The sequence below is a fragment of the Streptomyces sp. NPDC048590 genome, assembly GCF_043199535.1.
Taxonomy (GTDB): domain Bacteria; phylum Actinomycetota; class Actinomycetes; order Streptomycetales; family Streptomycetaceae; genus Streptomyces.
Genome location: NZ_JBICWC010000002.1, coordinates 1 through 19,517, shown reverse-complemented (window position 1 = coordinate 19,517; position 19,517 = coordinate 1). Strand labels below are relative to the sequence as shown.

At 69.3% G+C, this 19,517-nt stretch carries 18 protein-coding genes and 1 riboswitch; of the genes, 5 read left to right on the top strand and 13 right to left on the bottom strand.

What is annotated here, in order from left to right:
* Positions 1–61: 61 nt before the first annotated feature.
* Together ACGFNN_RS04550 and ACGFNN_RS04545 are read left to right on the top strand one after the other, a co-directional pair.
* Complete coding sequence (locus tag ACGFNN_RS04550) at positions 62–718, top strand: class I SAM-dependent methyltransferase (RefSeq protein WP_393552949.1); 657 nt, start codon at positions 62–64, stop codon at positions 716–718.
* A gap of 99 nt (positions 719–817) precedes the next feature.
* Positions 818–1,639: a PhzF family phenazine biosynthesis protein gene (locus ACGFNN_RS04545; protein WP_393552947.1), complete on the top strand. Its 822-nt coding sequence runs from the start codon at positions 818–820 to the stop codon at positions 1,637–1,639.
* Between the two features lie 49 nt (positions 1,640–1,688).
* Here ACGFNN_RS04545 and ACGFNN_RS04540 read toward each other — a convergent pair whose 3' ends face one another.
* The gene (locus ACGFNN_RS04540; RefSeq protein ID WP_393552946.1) at positions 1,689–2,468 is read right to left on the bottom strand and encodes a CPBP family intramembrane glutamic endopeptidase; all 780 of its coding nucleotides are present in this window, start codon (positions 2,466–2,468) and stop codon (positions 1,689–1,691) included.
* A gap of 88 nt (positions 2,469–2,556) precedes the next feature.
* Entirely contained in the window at positions 2,557–4,062 is a 1,506-nt protein-coding gene (locus tag ACGFNN_RS04535; RefSeq protein ID WP_393552945.1) for a glutamate-cysteine ligase family protein, read from the bottom strand.
* 493 nt (positions 4,063–4,555) lie between these two features.
* On the opposite strand from ACGFNN_RS04535, the gene ACGFNN_RS04530 reads away from it, so the two are divergent.
* Positions 4,556–5,167 (top strand): hypothetical protein, encoded by a 612-nt coding sequence (locus ACGFNN_RS04530; RefSeq protein ID WP_362555937.1) that lies wholly within the window; start codon positions 4,556–4,558, stop codon positions 5,165–5,167.
* Positions 5,168–5,454: 287 nt separating this feature from the next.
* Positions 5,455–5,661 (top strand): DUF5999 family protein, encoded by a 207-nt coding sequence (locus ACGFNN_RS04525; RefSeq protein ID WP_362555939.1) that lies wholly within the window; start codon positions 5,455–5,457, stop codon positions 5,659–5,661.
* Between the two features lie 61 nt (positions 5,662–5,722).
* Here ACGFNN_RS04525 and gcvP read toward each other — a convergent pair whose 3' ends face one another.
* A complete protein-coding gene (gcvP, locus tag ACGFNN_RS04520; protein WP_393552942.1) occupies positions 5,723–8,608 on the bottom strand; it encodes an aminomethyl-transferring glycine dehydrogenase in 2,886 nt (961 codons plus the stop codon).
* Positions 8,609–8,801: 193 nt separating this feature from the next.
* Positions 8,802–8,898: riboswitch (glycine riboswitch) on the bottom strand.
* 133 nt (positions 8,899–9,031) lie between these two features.
* Between gcvP and ACGFNN_RS04515 the strand changes: the two genes are divergently transcribed.
* Positions 9,032–9,409 (top strand): PRC-barrel domain-containing protein, encoded by a 378-nt coding sequence (locus ACGFNN_RS04515; protein WP_362555943.1) that lies wholly within the window; start codon positions 9,032–9,034, stop codon positions 9,407–9,409.
* Here ACGFNN_RS04515 and ACGFNN_RS04510 read toward each other — a convergent pair.
* The 10 genes from ACGFNN_RS04510 to ACGFNN_RS04465 form a co-directional block, all read right to left on the bottom strand.
* Positions 9,325–10,779, bottom strand: a complete 1,455-nt coding sequence (locus tag ACGFNN_RS04510; protein WP_393552940.1) for a DNA polymerase IV — start codon at positions 10,777–10,779, stop codon at positions 9,325–9,327. The genes ACGFNN_RS04515 and ACGFNN_RS04510 overlap by 85 nt on opposite strands.
* Positions 10,780–10,854: 75 nt before the next feature.
* Complete coding sequence (locus ACGFNN_RS04505) at positions 10,855–11,472, bottom strand: MerR family transcriptional regulator (protein WP_362555947.1); 618 nt, start codon at positions 11,470–11,472, stop codon at positions 10,855–10,857.
* A 168-nt stretch (positions 11,473–11,640) separates the two neighbouring features.
* Positions 11,641–12,114 carry a bifunctional nuclease family protein gene (locus tag ACGFNN_RS04500; protein WP_014044725.1) on the bottom strand — a complete coding sequence of 158 codons (474 nt, stop codon included), beginning with the start codon at positions 12,112–12,114 and terminating at the stop codon, positions 11,641–11,643.
* A gap of 53 nt (positions 12,115–12,167) precedes the next feature.
* A complete protein-coding gene (locus ACGFNN_RS04495) occupies positions 12,168–12,911 on the bottom strand; it encodes a MerR family transcriptional regulator (protein ID WP_393552938.1) in 744 nt (247 codons plus the stop codon).
* Positions 12,912–12,951: 40 nt separating this feature from the next.
* Entirely contained in the window at positions 12,952–13,728 is a 777-nt protein-coding gene (locus tag ACGFNN_RS04490; protein ID WP_393552936.1) for an FHA domain-containing protein, read from the bottom strand.
* A gap of 190 nt (positions 13,729–13,918) precedes the next feature.
* Positions 13,919–14,755 carry a DUF881 domain-containing protein gene (locus ACGFNN_RS04485; protein WP_393552934.1) on the bottom strand — a complete coding sequence of 279 codons (837 nt, stop codon included), beginning with the start codon at positions 14,753–14,755 and terminating at the stop codon, positions 13,919–13,921.
* Between the two features lie 5 nt (positions 14,756–14,760).
* On the bottom strand, positions 14,761–15,093 hold the full coding sequence (locus ACGFNN_RS04480; RefSeq protein ID WP_031069011.1) for a small basic family protein: 333 nt from the start codon (positions 15,091–15,093) through the stop codon (positions 14,761–14,763).
* A complete protein-coding gene (locus tag ACGFNN_RS04475; RefSeq protein WP_393552932.1) occupies positions 15,090–16,010 on the bottom strand; it encodes a DUF881 domain-containing protein in 921 nt (306 codons plus the stop codon). Before ACGFNN_RS04475 ends, ACGFNN_RS04480 begins: the two co-directional genes overlap by 4 nt.
* 97 nt (positions 16,011–16,107) lie before the next feature.
* Entirely contained in the window at positions 16,108–18,603 is a 2,496-nt protein-coding gene (locus ACGFNN_RS04470; protein ID WP_362555957.1) for a mannose-1-phosphate guanyltransferase, read from the bottom strand.
* Positions 18,604–18,714: 111 nt separating this feature from the next.
* Positions 18,715–19,323 (bottom strand): CDP-alcohol phosphatidyltransferase family protein, encoded by a 609-nt coding sequence (locus tag ACGFNN_RS04465; RefSeq protein WP_362555961.1) that lies wholly within the window; start codon positions 19,321–19,323, stop codon positions 18,715–18,717.
* Between the last annotated feature and the right edge of the window lie 194 nt (positions 19,324–19,517).

The window sequence follows — 19,517 nt, the reverse complement described above, 5'->3', positions numbered from 1 at the left end:
GGTGTCCCTCGCTCCCCACCCGGCCGGTGGCTGTCGGCCGGCCTTCCCGTAGGGTCCCGCCATGACGCAGCCCTCCTACCTCGCGGCGGTGCGGACGTCGTACGACACCGTCGCCACCGCCTACGCCGAGCAGGTCAAGAGCCCGGCGGAGCTGGATCCGCTGTCACGAGGGATGCTCGCCGTCTTCGCCGAGATGGTACGGACGGAGAATCTCGGGCCCGTCGCGGACCTGGGATGCGGCCCGGGCAAGGTCACGGCGCATCTGGCGGAGCTCGGGGTCCGCGTGTTCGGCCTCGACCTGTCCCCGAGGATGATCGGGCTGGCCCGGCACGCGCATCCGGGCCTGGACTTCGTCGTCGGCTCGATGACCGCGCCGCCGGTGCGGGAAAACAGCCTCGGCGGCGTGCTGGCCTACTACTCCACCCACCACACACCGCTGGAGACACTGCCCCTCGTGTTCGAGGGAATCCGCCGAAGCCTGGCACCGGGTGGGCTGCTGATGATGGCCGGCCATCTGGGAGACGACGAGCTACGCCGTCCCACCCAGGCGTACGGAGGCCTCCCCGTCTCCTTCGAGACGCATCTGCTGCGTCCGGACCGGATCGTCGCCCTGCTGGAACAGGCGGGCCTCACCGTCGTGGCACGCCTGCTGGAACCCGGCACGGTGAAGGGGAGGACCGGGGGCACGTTCCTGGCCCGGAAGCCCGGAAGCGCATGAACCGGCAGCCGATCCTCCGAGGGCCCACGCCGGTCCGGGGGCCGCACATCCCCGATTGGCCTTGGACCTCCGCCCGACGGCCCGCCTACGGTCGGTGCCATGAAGATCCGCATCGTCGACGCCTTCACCGACCGCCCCTTCGCCGGCAATCCCGCCGGAGTGGTGCTCCTTGATTCCGGTTCCTTCCCCGACGCCGCCCGGCTCCAGCGGGTCGCCGCCGAAGTCAACCTCGCGGAGACCGCCTTCGCGCACCGCCTGCCGCCCGGCGGCGAGGCGGACTGGGCCCTGCGCTGGTTCACCCCGGCGACGGAGGTCGATCTCTGCGGGCACGCGACCCTCGCCACCGCCCATGTCCTGAACACCACGGGGGCCGCACGCGGGACGGTCCGGTTCGCGAGCCGTTCCGGTGTCCTGCGCACCTCCGCGCACGAGGACGGCACGCTGACGCTCGACTTCCCGACAGCACCGCTGACACCCGTACCCGCCCCTACCGGGCTGGCGGACGCGCTCGGCGCCTCGCCCCTGTCGGTCCACGACACGGGTCCGCGGGTCGGGGACCTGCTGGTGGAGCTTCCCGACGAGGCGACCGTACGGGGCCTCCGGCCCGATTTCCGGGCCCTCGTGGCCTGCTCCCGGCGAGGTGTGATCGCGACGGCGACGGCCGAGGATCCCTCCGCCGGGTACGACTTCGTCTCCCGCGGTTTCTTCCCGGCGGTCGGCATCGACGAGGACCCGGTCACCGGCAGTGCGCACACCGCCCTGGCGCCCTTCTGGTCGGCCCGCTTCGGCCGGGACGTCCTCACGGGGCTCCAGGCCTCGGCACGCTCGGGCCTGGTCCGCACGGCGCTGCGCGGGGATCGCACCCTGCTGACCGGCGGCGCCGTCACCGTCATCGACGGCGAGCTGCTCACCGGGCTGTGAGCACGGCGGGAGCGCCCGCTGCCGTGAGCGGCGCCTGCTCCCGTCCGCCTCACGGAGTGGGCAGCCAGCCCACCTTGCCCGCGAGCAGCGCGTATCCGACGAAGGCCCCGATGTCGAGCAGGGCATGGGCCACGACCAGTGGCCCGACCCGTCCCCAGCGCCGGTAGAGCAGCACGAAGACGACGCCCATGACCACGTTCCCGATGAAGCCGCCGATCCCCTGGTAGAGGTGGTACGAGCCGCGCAGCACCGAGCTCGCGACCAGGGCGGCCATCGGTGTCCAGCCCAGCTGGCCGAGTCTTCTCAGCAGATAACCCACCACGATGACTTCCTCCACCAGGGAGTTCTGCACCGCGGAGAGGATCAGTACGGGGATCTTCCACCAGACCTCGGGGAGCGATTCCGGGACGACCGTAAGGTTGAACCCCCAGGCGCGCGCGGCCAGGTAGAACGCCAGCCCGGCGCTGCCGATGCCGGCGGCAACCAGGGTCCCCCGGCCCAGGTCCCGCCACGGCCTGGTGCGGTCGAGGCCCAGGGTCCGCAGGCCGGCGCCCTCCCGCAGGAGGAGGTGGGCGACCAGGGCCACCGGCACCAGAGCGGTCGCGATTCCGAACAGCTGCCAGGCGAGATCCAGCCAGGGCCGCCCGGGTGCGTAGGACCCGTTCAGCGTGGCGGCCTGGTCCTTGAGGCCACCCGGCTTCGTCAGCGAACCGATGAAACTGATCAGGGCGGAGACGCCGCTGGCTCCGAGCGAGAGAGCCAGCACCAGCAGGGTCTCCGACCTCAGGATCCTCGGGGACACCCCGGTCTGGGGAATGGATTGAGCCACGCGTCCCGCCTCACCTTGGAACCTGCCGTCGGTCGTGCGTCATAGCTTGCCCGACGAGGTCGGCGGGGCGGGACACCGGGCACCTGCCTCAGGGCGCCGGGAAACCGATCGGCCAGGTGTGCACGGGTTCGCCCGCCTGCATCAGCTCTCCGTAGCGCCGTGTGGTGGCCGCGAGGGCGCCCTCGCGTTCAAGGCCCGCGTCGAGTGCGCGGTGATAGGTGTCGACCTGCCACGAAGCACCGTTGACCCCGAGCCGGCAACGCTCCTCGATGACCCCCAGGTAGAGGTCGCGGTCGGAGGGCTCGATGTTCCAGGCGTCGAGCCCGGCGGCCGCGAGCGGAAGCAGTTCGTCCCGTACGAGTTCGACGGCCGGGACCTTCTCCACCCCGCCGGCGCGGCCCGGGCGCGGCCAGAGCAGTTCGGCCCGGATGCCGTGGCGGCAGGCCGCGTCGAAGTTCTCGGCCGCCGCCTCGAAGGGCAGCTTCGCCCACACGGGGCGGGGCTCGTCGGCGAGTGCGCGCACCAGGCCGTAGTAGAAGGCCGCGTTGGCGATGACATCGACCACGGAGGGGCCGGCCGGCAGTACCCGGTTCTCGACCCTCAGGTGGGGAACTCCATCAGCCAGCCCGTACACGGGTCGGTTCCAGCGGTAGACCGTGCCGTTGTGCAGGACGAGCTCGGCGAGCGTCGGGACGCCTCCTTCGTCGAGCACCCGCAGCGGCTCCTCCTCGTCGCAGATGGGCAGCAGCGGCGGGAAGTAGCGGACGTTCTCCTCGAAGAGTTCGTAGGCCGAGCTGATCCAGCGTTCCCCGAACCAGGTCCTGGGCCGGACGCCCTGGTTCCGGAGTTCGGGCGGCCGTACGTCGGTGGCCTGCTGGAACAGCGGTGGCCTCGACTCCCTCCACAGTTCCTTGCCGAAGAGGAAGGGGGAGTTGGCCCCCAGCGCGATCTGCACGGAGGCGATCGCCTGAGCCGCGTTCCAGACGTCCGCGAAGCGGTCGGGCGTCACCTGCAGGTGCAACTGGACCGAGGTACAAGCCGATTCGGGCGCAATGGAAGGAGAGGTCGAGACCAATCGCTCGACGCCTTCGATATCAAGGTCGAATTCCTCGCCGCGCGCGGCGGCCATTTGGTCGTTGAGGAGCGTGTACCGCTCGGCGTCCGAGAGGTTCGCCGGAACCACGTCGTCCCGTCCCAGCGTCGGCAGGATACCGATCATCACGATGCCGGCGTCGACCTCCGCGGCCTTGCGGTGGGCATAGGCCAGCCCGGTACGCAGCTCCTCGGCGAGCTGATCGAAAACCCGGCCGCTGAGCCGGTGCGGCAGAATGTTCACCTCCAGATTGAACATCCCCAGTTCCGTCTGAAAATCCCTGCTGGCGATGCGCTGGAGAACTTCCGCATTCCGCATCCTCGGCAATCCGTCCGGTCCCGCGAGATTCAGCTCGATCTCCAGCCCCATGAGATTCCTGGGTCGATCGAACCTCCGCTCCGACAGGAGCCTCTCCAGCCCCGTCAGGCACTGGGTGAGCTTCTCGCGGTACGTCTGCCGATCGGACGGGGCAAAGGCACCCGCCACGACCTTCTCGCCCATCGAAGGGTCCCTCCTCGAGTGGGCGGCCCGCGGCACAGGCCGCTCGTATCACGATCGATAATGCCCCGGTGAGATGATCCGTAACGCCTCCACGCCTCACGCCTGCCCGGTAGTGTGGTGACGGAAGCCGGAGGCACATTCCGAAGGCATGAGGCATATGCAGGGTGCAAAATCGACTTGCACCGCTCGCACGCCGACGAGTTTGAGCCTACCGCCGGACCGGGAAAGTTCCTGACGGCAGGGTCCAGGAGGAGCCCGGATCCACATATTCGGCGTAATTCAAAGGCTCAAAAACACCTTGCGCGTAATATCTCGGACGAGTACCCGAAACACCGTGTGAACATTTGTCGTATAAACTCTGCGCACGAGGCAGAGAGTTGACGCATCGGCCCGTCCGCCCCGTCACCGGCCTTCCTCTGGCCCCGCACGCCGACAGCGCCGTCTGCACCCGCCCACGCACCACCGTGTCTCCGAAGTGAGAGGCGACCCACTTATGCCGCTGCATGTTTCTCCGGCCCCCGCGCCCGCACTGCGCAGCGTTCTCGCGGCACTCGGTTCTCCTACCGCAGTCCGCGAGTCCCACACGCCCGCTCTCCGGTCCGTCCAGGGATCGCTGAGCCCCGAACTACCCCTTCCCGTCCATGTCCTGGACCGGATCGTGCCCGACGAGGCAGCACCGCGCACCCGCCTGGCGGGCTGGCGCTTCCTGATCCGCAGCGGTGAGCGCGCAGTGGCCGCCGCGGACACCATGTGCACCGCCGACGGCTGGACCTTCTCGCACTTCTTCGAGGGCCCGTACATCGTCTCCACCGAACTCGCCGTCCGTCAGGCCGAGTCGACGAAGACGCCCTACCAGCCGCGTCTGCTGTCCGTGCCGGAGCTCTACATGTTCACGCTGTGGCTCCACCACGACATCGAGGACGACCCCGGCTCGGGCGCGCTCGCGCCGACCGACCTCCTGGTGCCCCTGGCACCGGCCCCGCCCGGGATCACGGCCTACCGCCCGCACCGCGTCGCGGACCTGCTCCCGGTGATGACCCTGCGCCTCGCGCCGCCGGCCCTTCCGGGCCTCCCGGAGCCCGGCCTGCTGGGCTCGCCCGCCTGACCCACGACCCAGGCGCCCCTCGCCGAGCCTCTCGGCGGGGGGCGCTCCACTGCCCGTCCGGACTAGTCCGGTCAGGTCACCCCGAACCATCCGAACGGACAGTGCAGTTGGATCGAACCGTCCGGCCGGGTGATGCGTCATGGGTGGAGAAGAGCAGCTGCCGCGAAATCCCTGCGGAGAGACGCCCGTAGGGCAACACTGGAACCGGACCGACTGATACGGGGGCGGCCATGAGCACATCGTCCAGCCGCAGGGCATTCGATTCGACGCAGCGAAAGAACCCATCCATGTGTAAGCACCAGCCACCCTGCCCGACCGCAGACTCCAACGACCGGGAAGCCGCCCGTCTGACGGCTCACCACCCGGAACAGGGCTGGAGCCTGCTGTGCAACGGCGTCCTGCTCTTCGAGGACACCGGTGAACTGCTCCCGGACGGGCAGGTCATCGCACCTCACCGCCCCCTGAGGAGCGGACAGGTGATGAAAGCCGCCTGACCGCGGCCGATGGAACACGGGGGCCGGCCGGAGACTTCTCCGTACCGGCCCCGACGCGTGCCTACTGGTCGTACGCGTCCAGCGGCGGGCAGGAACAGACCAGGTTGCGGTCGCCGAACGCCCCGTCGATACGCCGGACCGGCGGCCAGTACTTGTCCGACGGAGTCACCCCGGACGGGAAGACCGCCTCTTCACGGGTGTAGGCGTGCGCCCACTCCCCGCCGAGCGCACCGGCCGTGTGCGGAGCGTTGCGCAGCGGGTTGTCGTCCGCGCTCCACGCCCCGGAGGCGACCTTCTCGATCTCGGCGCGGATCGCGATCATCGTGTCGCAGAAACGGTCGAGCTCGGCGAGGTCCTCGCTCTCGGTCGGCTCGATCATCAGCGTCCCCGCCACCGGGAACGACATGGTCGGCGAGTGGAAGCCGTAGTCGATGAGCCGCTTGGCGACGTCGTCGATGCTCACCCCGGTCGCCTTGGAGATCGGCCGGAGATCCACGATGCACTCGTGCGCGACCAGACCCGCCGGGCCGTTGTACAGAATCGGGAAGTGCGGCTCGAGGCGCTTGGCGATGTAGTTGGCCGCGAGTACGGCCACCTGCGTCGCGCGCTTCAGGCCCTCGCCCCCCATCAGCCGTACGTAGGCCCACGAGATCGGCAGGATGCCCGCCGAACCCCACGGGGCGGCCGAGATCGGGCCGACACCCGTCTCCGGGCCGGCGGCGGGCTGCAGCGGGTGGTTGGGAAGGTACGGCGCCAGGTGGGCCCGTACGCCGACCGGCCCCACGCCCGGCCCGCCACCACCGTGCGGGATGCAGAAGGTCTTGTGCAGGTTCAGGTGCGAGACGTCGCCGCCGAAGTGGCCGGGCTTGGCGAGACCGACCAGCGCGTTGAGGTTGGCACCGTCCACGTAGACCTGACCGCCGGCGTCGTGCACCTCGCCGCAGATGTCCGCCACGTGCTCCTCGAAGACACCGTGGGTGGAGGGGTAGGTGATCATGAGGACGGCGAGCTCGTCGCGGTGCGTGGCGATCTTGTCCCTGAGGTCCGCGATGTCGACCTCGCCGTCGTCGGCGGTCTTCACCACGACGACCTTCATGCCGGCCATCACGGCGCTCGCGGCGTTGGTGCCGTGTGCGGAGGACGGGATCAGGCAGACGGTGCGCCCGTGATCACCGTTGGCACGGTGGTAGGCACGCACCGCCAGCAGCCCGGCGAACTCGCCCTGCGAACCCGCGTTGGGCTGGATCGAGACGGCGTCGTACCCCGTGACCTCGGCGAGGCGCTCCTCGAGCTCGCGGATGAGGGTGAGGAAGCCCTGCGCCTGCTCGGCCGGCGCGAAGGGGTGCAGTGCGCCGAACTCGGGCCAGGTGATCGACTCCATCTCGGCGGTCGCGTTGAGCTTCATCGTGCAGGAACCCAGCGGGATCATGCCCCGGTCCAGCGCGTAGTCGCGGTCGGCGAGCTTGCGCAGGTAACGCAGCATCGCCGTCTCGGACCGGTGCTGGTGGAAGACAGGGTGGGTGAGCACGGTGTCGGTGCGCAGCAGCTGCTCGGGCAGCGCGTCGGCGGACTCGGCGTCCAGTGCGTCGATGTCGCCGTCGGCCCCGAAGGCCGCCCAGACCGCCGCGACCTGGGCGCGGGTGGTGGTCTCGTCGCAGGCGATGGAGACGTGGTCGGCGTCGACCAGGCGGAGGTTGACCCCGCGCTCACGCGCGTCCGCCACGACCTCGGAGGCCTTGCCCGGGACGCGCACCGTGAGGGTGTCGAAGTACGCCTCGTGCACGACCGCCACACCGGCGGCACGCAGCCCCTCCGCCAGGATCGCCGCGAAGCGGTGGGTGCGGCGGGCGATCGTCCGCAGCCCCTCGGGGCCGTGGTAGACGGCGTACATGCCCGCCATGACGGCCAGCAGCACCTGCGCGGTGCAGATGTTGCTCGTGGCCTTCTCACGGCGGATGTGCTGCTCACGCGTCTGAAGCGCCAGCCGGTAGGCCTTGTTGCCGTCCGCGTCGACGGAGACACCGACGAGCCGCCCGGGAAGGCTGCGGGCGAACTTCTCACGTACGGCCATGAAGCCTGCGTGCGGTCCGCCGAAGCCCATCGGGACGCCGAAGCGCTGGGTGGTGCCGACCGCGATGTCCGCGCCCAGCTCACCCGGCGAGGTGAGCAGAGTGAGGGCCAGCAGGTCGGCGGCGACGGTGACGATCGCGCCGAGCTCGTGCGCCCGGTCGATGACGGGCTTGATGTCGCGGACGGCGCCTGAGGCGCCCGGGTACTGGAGCAGCACACCGAAGACGCCCCGCTCGGCCAGCTCGGCGGGGATGCCCTCGCCGAGGTCGGCGACGACCACCTCGACGCCGGTCGGCTCGGCGCGGGTCTCGATCACCGCGATGGTCTGCGGCAGGGTGTCGGCGTCCACCAGGAAGACGCCGCCCTTCACCTTGCCGACACGGCGGGCCAGGGCCATGGCCTCGGCGGCGGCGGTGCCCTCGTCGAGGAGGGAGGCGCCGGAGGTGGGCAGTCCGGTCAGGTCGGCGACCATCGTCTGGAAGTTGAGGAGGGCCTCCAGCCGGCCCTGGGAGATCTCCGGCTGGTACGGCGTGTAGGCCGTGTACCAGGCGGGGTTCTCCATGACGTTGCGCAGGATCACCGGCGGGGTGAAGGTGCCGTAGTAGCCCAGCCCGATCATCGGGGCGAGGACCTGGTTGCGGTCGGCGAGGCTGCGCAGCTCGGCCAGGACCTCGGCCTCGGTACGCGCTTCGGGAAGGTCCAGCGCCTCGGCACTCTTGATGACGTCGGGGACGGCGGCGGCGGTGAGCTCGTCGAGGGATCCGTAGCCGATCTGGGCCAGCATCTTCGCCTGAGCCTCGGCGTCGGGCCCGATGTGGCGCTGCTCGAAGGGAATGCCCTGCTCCAGCTGGGAGAGCGGAGTGCGACGGGGGGTCATGATGGAGGCCTCCTGGTCTGCCACGACCTGCGGGGGGCGCCACGGCGTGGCTGCCCGAACGGCCTCCCCCTCTGTCATCTCGACCTGAGAGCTTCACCGGCACGCCCCGGGGCACACCGGCTTTCACCGTCGGTGAGGGCGGCGCCCGCGGCGGCACATGCCGTACGGATTCCGCCCTGCTTTCCAGAGTGACCTCGTCCGTGCGGTACGGGGGCCTGAGAGATTCCGGGGAGGAGTTGCTCCTTCGGCGCCTCCGGAATGACTCCGGAGAACTCTCCCGCACAGGGTCAGCAGCCATGTCCCAGCCTACCAGCGGGGTCGCGGCAGGCCTTCTCGAGTGGCCGATGCCCGGGATCTGGCCTTTCGTAGAGCCTGTGGAGCAGTAGCGACCACCTGACGCAGTTGTGACCAGTGGGAGGCACCGTGCAGACCGACATCGATCCGCGCAGCCTGATCGGCCGCAAGGCCTTCGACCGTCGAGGTGCCAAGATCGGGACGGTGGACGAGGTCTATCTCGACGATGCCACCGGGGTCCCCGAGTGGGCCGCAGTACGTACCGGTCTCTTCACCAGGGACGCGTTCGTCCCTCTGGAGCCGAGCGAATTCGTCGACGGGGCACTCGTGATCCCCTTCGACCGGGCGCTGATCAAGGACGCCCCCGACTTCGGCGTGGGCCGCCACCTCTCCCCCGAGCAGGAACTGCAGCTGTACCGGCACTACGGCCTGGACGCCTCCCCCTCCCCCTCCGGCGGCAAGGGCCCCGACAGGGACTTCGGGAAGCTCGCCGGCCACGACGAGTAGTCCACCGGGTCCTTAACCAGGGGCAGCGGATCGGCCGGCCGCAGCTCGGGATCGTCGACGCGGAAGGTCCGCACCCTGCCGGGTGCCGTCCACGGTTCCTCGAACCGCACGGTGACCCGGCCGATGCCGCTGCCCTGCACCCATCCGTGACCGTGGACGTCGTGCCGTACATCGTGACCGGCGGACCAGCGGCGCTCCGCCGGTCTCTCCTCCAGGACCGGCCCGGCGGGCTCATCCGCCCCACCGCTCCCCTCGTCGTCACCCGGCCCGGTGGCGCTCCCGGCGGCATGCTCCGCTTCCGCGGCCTGGGCGAACAGATCCTCCTGGGTGAAGTCCGCCAGCCCCGTGACGCCGACCCCGAGCAGCCGTACGCCGCCGGTGGTGTCCACGGCCTCCAGAAGGCGCGCAGCGGCCTCTCTGACGACCGCGGGATCGTCGGTGGGGCCTCGCAGGGTCTCGGATCTGGTGAGCGTGGAGAAGTCGTACCTGCGGACCTTGAGGACCACGGTGCGCCCTGACCTGCCCGCGCCGCGCAGTCGGCCCACGCACCGGTCGGCGAGCCGCTCCACCTCGTGCCTGACCCGGACGCGGTCGTGAAGGTCGACGTCGAAGGTGTCCTCGACGGACACCGACTTGGCGTCCCGCTCGGCGACGACGGGCCGGTCGTCGTACCCCTGGGCCATGCGATGGAGCGCGACGCCGTGGGCCCTGCCCAGCAGGCGCACGAGTTCCGCCTCGCCCGCCTCGGCGAGGTGGCTGACAAGGGTCATTCCCGCCCGCCTGAGGTGGTCCCCCGTGGCCGGTCCCACGCCGGGAAGGATGCGCACGGACATCGGCGCGAGGAGCTCGCGCTCGGTACCGGGTTCGATCAGCAGCAGCCCGTCCGGCTTCGCCTCCTCCGAGGCGATCTTCGCCAGCATCTTGGACCCGGCGAGCCCCACGGAGCCGCTGAGTCCGGTGACAGCGCTGATCACCTCGCGCAACTGGGCGCCCACGGCACGCGCGGACGCCGTGTCGTCGGCGACACCACCGGCTTCCAGATCGACGAACGCCTCGTCCAGGCTGAGCGGCTCCACGAGCGGCGACAGCCTGCCCAGGAGTTCCATCACCTGGTCGCTCACCGTCCGGTAGAGCGCGAAGCGCGGCACCAGATAAGCGGCGTTGGGAGCGAGCCGCCTGGCCTGGGCCATCGGCATCGCCGAGTGCACACCCAGCCGTCGCGCCTCGTACGACGCGGTGGCGACCACTCCGCGCATCCCCAGGCCGCCCACCACCACCGGCTTGCCCCGCAGGCTGGGCTTCGCCGCCTGCTCCGCGGAGGCGTAGAAGGCATCCATGTCGAGATGCAGAATGGTCGGCGCGGCTCTCACGTGTACCGATGCTGCCCTACGCCACTGACATCCGGACCGCCCGGCACACGGACCTGGCCGGGCTCTCCCCGGTACTCAGCCGGCGCGATTACGCCGCCGCGCCAGTTCGTCGGCGGGATTGTGGCCGATGAGGGTCTCCCCCGTGTCCACACGCTCCCCGTGGAGCTGGGACAGCGCCGCGTCGACGTCCCGCCAGACGACCCCGACCGCGATTCCGAACACCCCCTGGCCCCCTTGCAGCAGGTTCACGACCTCGTCGGGCGAGGAGCACTCGTAGACGGTGGCTCCGTCGCTCATCAGGGTCATCCGCTCGAGATCCGTGAATCCGCGGGCCCTCAGGTGCTGCACCGTGGTGCGGATGTTCTGCAGAGCGACCCCGGTGTCCAGGAACCGCTTGACGATCTTGAGCAGAACCACGTCGCGGAAGCTGTACAGACGCTGGGTTCCCGAACCGTAGGCGGGGCGTACGCTCGGTTCCACGAGGCCGGTACGCGCCCAGTAGTCGAGCTGCCGGTAGGTGATCCCGGCTGCCGCGCATGCTGTCGGCCCCCGATAGCCGATGTCCCCTGTCACTGCCGCACCGTCCGCTGCCACCACCGCCGGCTGAGCCGGCTGCCTGATGGAGTGGTCGGCCGCACTGCCGTGCTGCCGGTACGGCCCACCCGCAGCCGCACCGTCGCCGCTGATCCTCACGCCGACCTCCGTCCTTGACCTGCCATCTCGAAGGTAGGCAGTCACCAGGGGTGCGTCAACGATCGCCACACTCGGCACGCCGAGTGATAATCACCCTGAGGGTGGTTTCCCGTGACTGGTTTCCGGGAACGGCTTGTCGGATGCGCTGACGCACCACCTGCCGGACGGTCACTGGCTGTTGGTATCGAAGTCCTCCGGCGAGATCTGGTCGAGGAACTCGCGGAACTTCTCCACCTCGTCCTCCTGCTCGTCGGGGATGGCGATACCCGCGTCGTCCAGCACCCCGTCACTGCCGTAGATCGGAGTACCGGTGCGCAGGGCGAGCGCTATGGCGTCGGACGGCCGCGCACTCACCTCGACACCACTGGCAAAGACCAGCTCCGCGTAGAAGACCCCTTCTCGGAGGTCCGTGATGCGGACCTCGGTGAGCTCCTGGCCTACGGCCTCGAGCACGTCCTTGAAGAGATCGTGGGTCAGCGGCCTGGCCGGAGCCATGCCCTGCTGGGCGAAAGCGATCGCGGTCGCTTCCCCAGGGCCGATCCAGATAGGGAGATACCGGTCGCCTCCCACTTCACGCAGGAGCACGATCGGTTGGTTGGAGGGCATTTCCACCCGGACACCCACAACGTCGAGCTCGTTCACACAGCAACCCTAGGACGTGCCCGCCATGTTTGGATAGTCGGGCTCCTCCCAGGTCAGTGGAAACCGACCTTCAGGGCGCTCTGGACCAGTGCGGCGTGGAGCCGGACGGAGAGGTCCGCAAGCTCCTTGGCAGTGGCCTCCGCATGGGCCCTGGTCTGCGGATTCCTGTGCCGACGCAAGGGCGCGACGATCTGTTCCACCAGCCCGGCCTCACGGTCGGCGGCCGCCTTCACCGACCGGAGGTGCCGCGGTTCCAGACCGAAACGGCCGAGATCGCACACGAGCCGGGCGATCGTGACCGCGTCCGCGTCGTAGCTGCCGCCGGAGGCGGGCGCCAGGAGACCGTAGGCCTCCCACTCGTCGAGCTGCTCCTCGGTGGCCTCGGTCGCCGCGAGCAGCTCCGAGCGCCCGATACGGGCCGCCGTGGCCGTGCCGGCCTCCTGGTCCCATCGGGTGTCGCCGGAGTCACCCCGGCCACCGGCGGACGGCAGAACCGCCTGCTCGCCCCTGGCGAGCGCCTCCAGGTGCTCACGGATCACCTTCAGCGGAAGGTAGTGGTCCCGCTGCATCCGAAGCACCTGAGCCAGCCGCTCGACGTCGGCGGGGCTGAACTTCCGGTAGCCCGAGGGCGTCCGCTCGGGCTCGATGAGTCCCTCCGCCTCCAGGAAGCGGATCTTCGAGATGGTGACTTCGGGGAATTCGTCGCGCAGCTGCAGAAGCACCGTGCCGATGCTCATGGCGCGCTGGCCCGGGGCGGCGGTGCCGTTGCCGGCACCGCCTGTCGGTGTTCGCAGCATGGACCTTCCTCAGGTCCCCCGGACAGTGTCCGGGGGACGGTCACACGCCCCGCTGGCTCGCGTAGAAGACCAGCCGGTACTTACCGATCTGGACTTCGTCGCCATTGGTCAGCGCGACGGAATCGATGCGCTCGCGGTTGACGTAGGTGCCGTTGAGGCTGCCGACGTCGCCCACGGTGAAACTACCGTCCGGACTCCTGCGGAACTCCACATGACGCCGCGACACGGTCACGTCGTCGAGGAAAATATCGCCCTGCGGGTGACGGCCGGCCGTGGTCAGGTCGCTGTCGAGCAGGAACCGGCTTCCCGAGTTCGGGCCGCGGCGGACCACGAGGAGCGCGGAGCCCGCGGGCAGGGCGTCGACCGCCGCCTGGGCCTCCGGCGAGAGCGAGGGAACGGCCGCCTGGCCGGTCGCCTCCGCCTCGTACGCCTCGATACCGGAGATGGAGATGGTCGAGGTCGTCTCCGAGGCGCGCTCCGGAATCCCGGCCCGCAACGGCGCGCCGCAGTTGGAGCAGAAGCGGCTTGCCTCCGCATTGTTATGCCCGCACCTGGTACAGACCGGCATGGACGAACCCTCCGGAGCGGGGGCGAACCCTCCACCCGTACTTGAGGTCGGTGAGTCCCCGAAACCTATGCGTCCCGCACCGGCGGGGTCAACAGACGACGCGCCGGGGCCGTGGACCTCGTCACGGAACAGCGGGCGCTCCGTGCCCTGCTCCTCGGCTCCCTGGCCCTGACGCGGAGCTCGGTGGCGGGCAGCGCTGTTGCTGTCCTCGCGGGAGCTCTTTCCGAACAACTTCGCAAACAACTTCACGGGCGTTTCCCCTTGACCGAAATAGACCCGCCCGTGGGGCAGGACGAACCCTGAATGAACACACCTGCCGACCCGGACATCCTCACAACGTCCGTATCCACCCGACAGTTTCCACCACGCGTCACCGATCCGTTGCGCCGACCCCCCGCAACCCGCGACCCGTGTCCCGCGAGACCGCCGAAGCTGTGTCTCACGGGGACGACGACCGAGCGTAATCAGGCTGTTTCGCCGGACGCAAGGCGTCCACGACGATGTCGTCGACGCGTGCCACCTCAGCCGTGGCCTGCTCCTTCTCCAGCGTCTGCACCACACCACCGGGGATGTTCAGCGCAGGTTCGAGGTCCTGGGGCTTGCCGATGACCTTGAACTCGTAGGGAGCCTCGACCTTGCGGCCGTCGACCTTCAGGTCTCCCCCGTCGCCGGAGAAGTACGTGTCGGCCACCACCCGCACACCGTTGATCTCGATGGCCTCGGCGCCGGCGGCGCGCAGCTCCTGGATGGTGTCCAGGAGCATGTCCGCCTCGACCGCGCCGCTCGGGTCGCTGATGGTCAGCGTGATTCCGGGGCCGTGCGCCGCGACCGTACCTGCCAGGATACCGAGCTGGCGCTCCTTCTCGAGCGTCTGCTTGCGGGCCTCCTCCGCCTGGTCGGAGCTGTTCTCCAGCTCCGTGCGCTGGTCGTCGAGCCGCTGCTTCTCGTCCTCCAGCCGCTGGGTGCGGTTGTCGAGTTCGTCGAGGATGCGGACGAGGTCCTCCTGGCGCGCCCCGCGCAGGGCGCTGTTGTCGCTGTTGGACCTCACCTGGATGGCGAGCCCCAGGCCGAGGACGAACAGCAGGAGAGCCACGATCAGTTGGGCTCTGCTCACCCTGGGGGGCCACAGGCCGGCCCGGAGCCGCTGGCGGCCGGACACGGCGTTCTCACGCTCAGGGGGAGGTGGTGCCGGCGTCGGCTGCTCGGCCGGGAGCTCACGCGCCGGGTAATGGTTGCCGGGGTTCTGTCCGTCGTGCGGGTTCGGTGTGTCGTTCATCGGCCTCACGCCCGGAATACGTGCCGGCGGATGGCCGCGGCGTTGGAGAAGATCCGGATGCCGAGCACGACCACGACCCCGGTGGACAGCTGGGCTCCGACGCCCAGTTTGTCGCCGAGGAAGACGATCAGCGCGGCGACCACGACGTTGGACAGGAAGGAGACGACGAAGACCTTGTCGACGAAGATCCCGTCGAGCATGGCCCGCAGACCACCGAAGACGGCGTCGAGCGCGGCGACCACGGCGATCGGGAGGTAGGGCTCGACCACCGCCGGCACTTCGGGCCGGACGAACAGTCCGACCACGACTCCCACGACGAGGCCCAGTACGGCGATCACGATGTGCCCTTCCCTGTGTCTGCCGCACCACTGCCCGTGTCTGCGACCTGAGGTTCTGCTGTACGTACGATCAGGCTGGGCGCGGCCGGCAACCGCACCTTCTCCTGCTCGGAGATGCTCGTGCGGATGTCGAAACTCTCGTGCAGCGCCTGCAGGTAGAGGCCGTCAGCGCTGTCCTGGAAGGCTGCGGCGAGGTTCTTGCCGTCCCCCACCGCGAGCACCGTGTAGGGCGGCACCAGCGGCCTGTTGTCGACCAGTATGGCGTCGCCCGCGGCCCGGATCGCCGAGAGGGCCGTGAGGCGTTGACCGTTGATGGCGATCGCCTCGGCGCCCGACTGCCACAGGCCGTTGACCACACGCTGCATGTCCCGGTCGCGCACTCGCCCGGTGTCGGCGAATCCGGTGGACTCCCGGGGTCCGCCGCCTCCCTGGTCGGTGTCCTTGGCGTCGTCCACGACCAGCTTGACCCCTGGGCCATCTACCGGGGTGGCGCCGGAGAGCAGGGCGACCAGGCCGCCTTGGTCGCCGCCGTGCTTCTGAAGGGCCTTGCGCTGCCGTTCACCCACATCCGCGCGCAGTTCGTCGACGTCCTTCTGGAGCGCGTCGGCCGTCGAGGTCTCCGCGTTCACACGGTCGATGAGCTCCTCGCGCTCCTTCGCCACGACCGGAGCCGCAACCTGCGCCTCGGCGGCTCCGAGCGTCACGACGAGCGCGGCGATGACCAGACCTCCGGCGAGCGCCAGCTTCGCCTTGAGGGTGCGGGGCATCCCCTCGCGCCCCTCCGCCCGGCGGCGGGCCGACGCCTCGGCGTACCCCTCGTCGAGGCTGTGTTCCATCACGGTGGTCAGCAGCGACATGGACGCGTCGGGGCGGGGACGCGGCGGGGCGCTACTCCGATCGGGGGGCGGCTGCGACATGCCGCACATCGTCGCACGTCATGCCTGCCGCCGCCGAATGGCCCCATCGCCGGCCCTGAGCCGCGGCGCGGACCGCAGGGCCGGCGGGTTCCTCAGCTCAGTCTCCCGTGCTGTCCACGACGGCCGACCATTCGTCGAGCAGTGCCTGCGCGGAGGCGTCGTCTGGGCCCTCGGCCCAGAGGTGTGTGACGGCTTCCGCCCGGTCGGGCAGCACCATGACCCAGCGGCCGTCGGACTCGACCACGCGCACCCCGTCCGTGGTGTCCACGCTCCGGCCACCGGCGGCCTCGACGACCCGGCGCATGACGAGCCCCTTGACCGCCCAGGGCGTGGCCACGTCGCGTCGCAGGACGTGGGCGCGCGGGATACGGGCGTCGATCTGGCTCAGGGTGAGCTGTGTCCTGGCGACCAGGCCGATGAGCCGGACGAAGGCGGCCGCTCCGTCGAAGACGCTGCTGAACTCGGGGACGATGAACCCTCCGCGGCCGTCGCCGCCGAAGATCGTGGCGTCCTCTCGGCCCACGCGCGTCAGGTCGTCCGGGGACGTGGTCGTCCATTCGACCTGGGTGCCGTGGTAGGCGGCGACCTGCTCCGCGACGCGGGTGGTCGTCACCGGCAGAGCCACCCGTCCGCTCCTGCGCTCCGCCGCGACCAGGTCGAGCATGACCAGCAGGGCCCGGTCGTCCTCGATGATGCGGCCCCGCTCGTCGACGAGGGAGAGCCGTTCGCCGACGGGGTCGAACCGCACCCCGAACGCGGCCCGTGCCGAGGAGACGATCTCCCCGAGACGCACCAGCCCGGCACGCCTGGACTCGGCGGACTCGGTCGGCCGGGACTCGTCGAGCCCTGGGTTGATCGTCAGCGCGTCGACACCGAGACGTCCGAGCAGGCTGGGCAGAACGAGCCCGGCGCTGCCGTTGGAGGCATCCACGACCACCTTGAGGCCCGCGTCCGCGATGCCGCTGGTGTCGACGTTGCGGAGCAGGGAGCCCGTGTAGGAGTCGAACACGCTCGACGGGAAGTGGAGGTCGCCGATCTCCCCGGGGAACGCCCTGCGGAACTCCTGGCGTGCGTAGACGCGGTCCAGTTTCTTCTGACGCGCCTGGGAGAGATCCGCTCCCCGCTCGTCGAAGAACATGATGTCGACCGAGTCCGGCACCCCGGGAGAGGTTCGGATCATGATTCCGCCGGCGCTGCCCCGCGCCGTCTGCTGGCGGGCGACGGGCAGCGGGACGTTCTCCAGGTCCCGGACATCGATGGCGCTCGCCTGCAGGGCCGAGATAACCGCCCGCTTGAGCGCGCGGGCGCCACGGGAGTGGTCACGGGCGGTCGTGACGGTCGCGCCCTTCTTCAAGGTCGTCGCGTACGCGCCGGCGAGCCGTACGGCGAGTTCCGGAGTGATCTCGACGTTCAGGATCCCGGAGACGCCCCGGGCTCCGAAGAGGTGGGCCTGCCCGCGCGACTCCCAGATGACCGAGGTGTTGACGAAGGCGCCCGCCTCGATGGTCTTGAACGGGTAGACGCGGACGTTTCCCTGAATGATCGATTCTTCGCCCACCAGGCATTCGTCGCCGATGACGGCGCCGTCCTCGATGCGGGCGGCGCGCATGATGTCGGTGTTCTTGCCGATGACGCAGCCACGCAGATTGCTCTGTTCACCGATGTACACGTTGTCGTGCACCACGGCCCGGTGGAGGAAGGCACCGGACTTCACGACGACGTTGGATCCCACGACGGTGTGCTCGCGGACCTCCGCACCGGATTCGACCTTGGCGTAGTCACCGATGTACAGCGGCCCCCTGAGAACCGCGTCGGGGTGGACCTCGGCACCTTCCGCGACCCAGACGCCGGGCGAGATCTCGAAACCGTCGACGTCCACGTCGACCTTGCGCTCGAGCACGTCGGCCTGGGCCTTGACGTAGCTCTCGTGGGTGCCCACGTCTTCCCAGTAGCCCTCGGCGATGTAGCCGTAGATCGGCTTCCCGTCCTTCATGAGCTGCGGGAACACGTCTCCGGACCAGTCCACCGAGGTGTCGGCCTGGACGTAGTCGAAGACTTCGGGCTCCATGACGTAGATGCCGGTGTTCACGGTGTCCGAGAAGACCTGTCCCCAGGTCGGCTTCTCGAGGAACCGTTCGACCTTGCCTTCTTCGTCGACGATCGTGATACCGAATTCCAGTGGGTTGGGCACCCGGGTCAGGCACACCGTGACGAGTGCGCCCTTCTCCTTGTGGAAGGCGATGAGATCGGTCAGATCGAAGTCGGTGAGTGCGTCGCCGGAAATGACGAGGAAGGTGTCGTCCTTCAGGGCTTCCTCGGCGTTCTTCACGCTTCCTGCGGTACCGAGTGGCTTCTCCTCGTTGGCGTAACTGAGCTCCATACCGAGCTCCTCGCCGTCGCCGAAGTAATTCTTGACGAGGGACGCGAGGAACTGGACAGTAACAACTGTCTCGTTGAGCCCATGCCGTTTGAGCAACCGAAGCACATGCTCCATGATCGGCCTGTTGGCCACGGGCAGGAGCGGCTTGGGCATGCTTGAGGTCATGGGGCGAAGGCGGGTGCCTTCACCGCCTGCCATCACGACGGCCTTCATGTCGGAAACGTCCTCCTCGAAGAGACGACGGTCGAGCCGACTTCACCCGTCGGGGCAACACCTCAGCATCAGGTGCGGGCCGGCGACACTGCACGGCACCACATCAACGAGCTAATCGGCTACTTCATCCGCCTTGACCAGACGGCGGACTTGGACCACGTAGAGGATCCCTGCCCACCAATAGAGGGTTGTACCCCATCCAGCGAACGCCCATCCGAAAATGGTGCCCAGCGAAGCAAGCCAACCACTTCCGTCGCTGAGCAGCAACAAGGGGAAGGCGTACATCAGGTTGAAGGTTGCAGCTTTCCCGAGGAAGTTCACCTGCGGGGGCGGGTAGCCGTGCCTGCGGAGGATTCCGACCATCACGAGGAGCATCAGTTCACGGGCGACCAGTGCGGCGGTCAGCCAGAGGGGAAGGATCTCCCGCCAGGTGAGTCCGACGAGGGTCGACAGAATGTAGAGGCGGTCGGCTGCCGGGTCCAGGAGCCGGCCCAGACTGCTGATCTGGTTCCATCGGCGCGCGAGCTTGCCGTCGAGGTAGTCGCTGATTCCGCTCAGCATCAGGACCAGCAGGGCCCAGCCGTCGCTGTTGGGCCCGCCGAACACGGGGCGGAGGATCAGCCACAGGAAGAGCGGTACGCCGACGAGGCGAGCCATGCTGAGGATGTTGGGGATGGTGAGTACTCGGTCCGTCTGAACTCGAGTCTCCTGGACCTCCACCCGGGGGCCTCCTGTGAAGAACGTGCCAATGATGCCCCCTGACCTTACCCTCAGCTTCCGATGCCTGATGCACGGGGGTGGACGAGGTCGGCCTGGGTGGGTCGTGAACGCAGAAAAGCCCCGTGCCACAAGGGCACGGGGCTTTCCCGGAATAATTGTTCGGCGGCGTCCTACTCTCCCACAGGGTCCCCCCT

What these genes read in the sequence shown, in the direction of transcription:
- ACGFNN_RS04470 (WP_362555957.1), bottom strand. Translation starts at nt 18,603, where the DNA reads ATGAAGGCCGTCGTGATGGCAGGCGGTGAAGGCACCCGCCTTCGCCCC.
- ACGFNN_RS04530 (WP_362555937.1), top strand. Translation starts at nt 4,556, where the DNA reads ATGCCGCTGCATGTTTCTCCGGCCCCCGCGCCCGCACTGCGCAGCGTT.
- ACGFNN_RS04485 (WP_393552934.1), bottom strand. Translation starts at nt 14,755, where the DNA reads ATGAACGACACACCGAACCCGCACGACGGACAGAACCCCGGCAACCAT.
- ACGFNN_RS04545 (WP_393552947.1), top strand. Translation starts at nt 818, where the DNA reads ATGAAGATCCGCATCGTCGACGCCTTCACCGACCGCCCCTTCGCCGGC.
- ACGFNN_RS04535 (WP_393552945.1), bottom strand. Translation starts at nt 4,062, where the DNA reads ATGGGCGAGAAGGTCGTGGCGGGTGCCTTTGCCCCGTCCGATCGGCAG.
- ACGFNN_RS04495 (WP_393552938.1), bottom strand. Translation starts at nt 12,911, where the DNA reads ATGCTGCGAACACCGACAGGCGGTGCCGGCAACGGCACCGCCGCCCCG.
- ACGFNN_RS04550 (WP_393552949.1), top strand. Translation starts at nt 62, where the DNA reads ATGACGCAGCCCTCCTACCTCGCGGCGGTGCGGACGTCGTACGACACC.
- ACGFNN_RS04475 (WP_393552932.1), bottom strand. Translation starts at nt 16,010, where the DNA reads ATGTCGCAGCCGCCCCCCGATCGGAGTAGCGCCCCGCCGCGTCCCCGC.
- gcvP (WP_393552942.1), bottom strand. Translation starts at nt 8,608, where the DNA reads ATGACCCCCCGTCGCACTCCGCTCTCCCAGCTGGAGCAGGGCATTCCC.
- ACGFNN_RS04525 (WP_362555939.1), top strand. Translation starts at nt 5,455, where the DNA reads ATGTGTAAGCACCAGCCACCCTGCCCGACCGCAGACTCCAACGACCGG.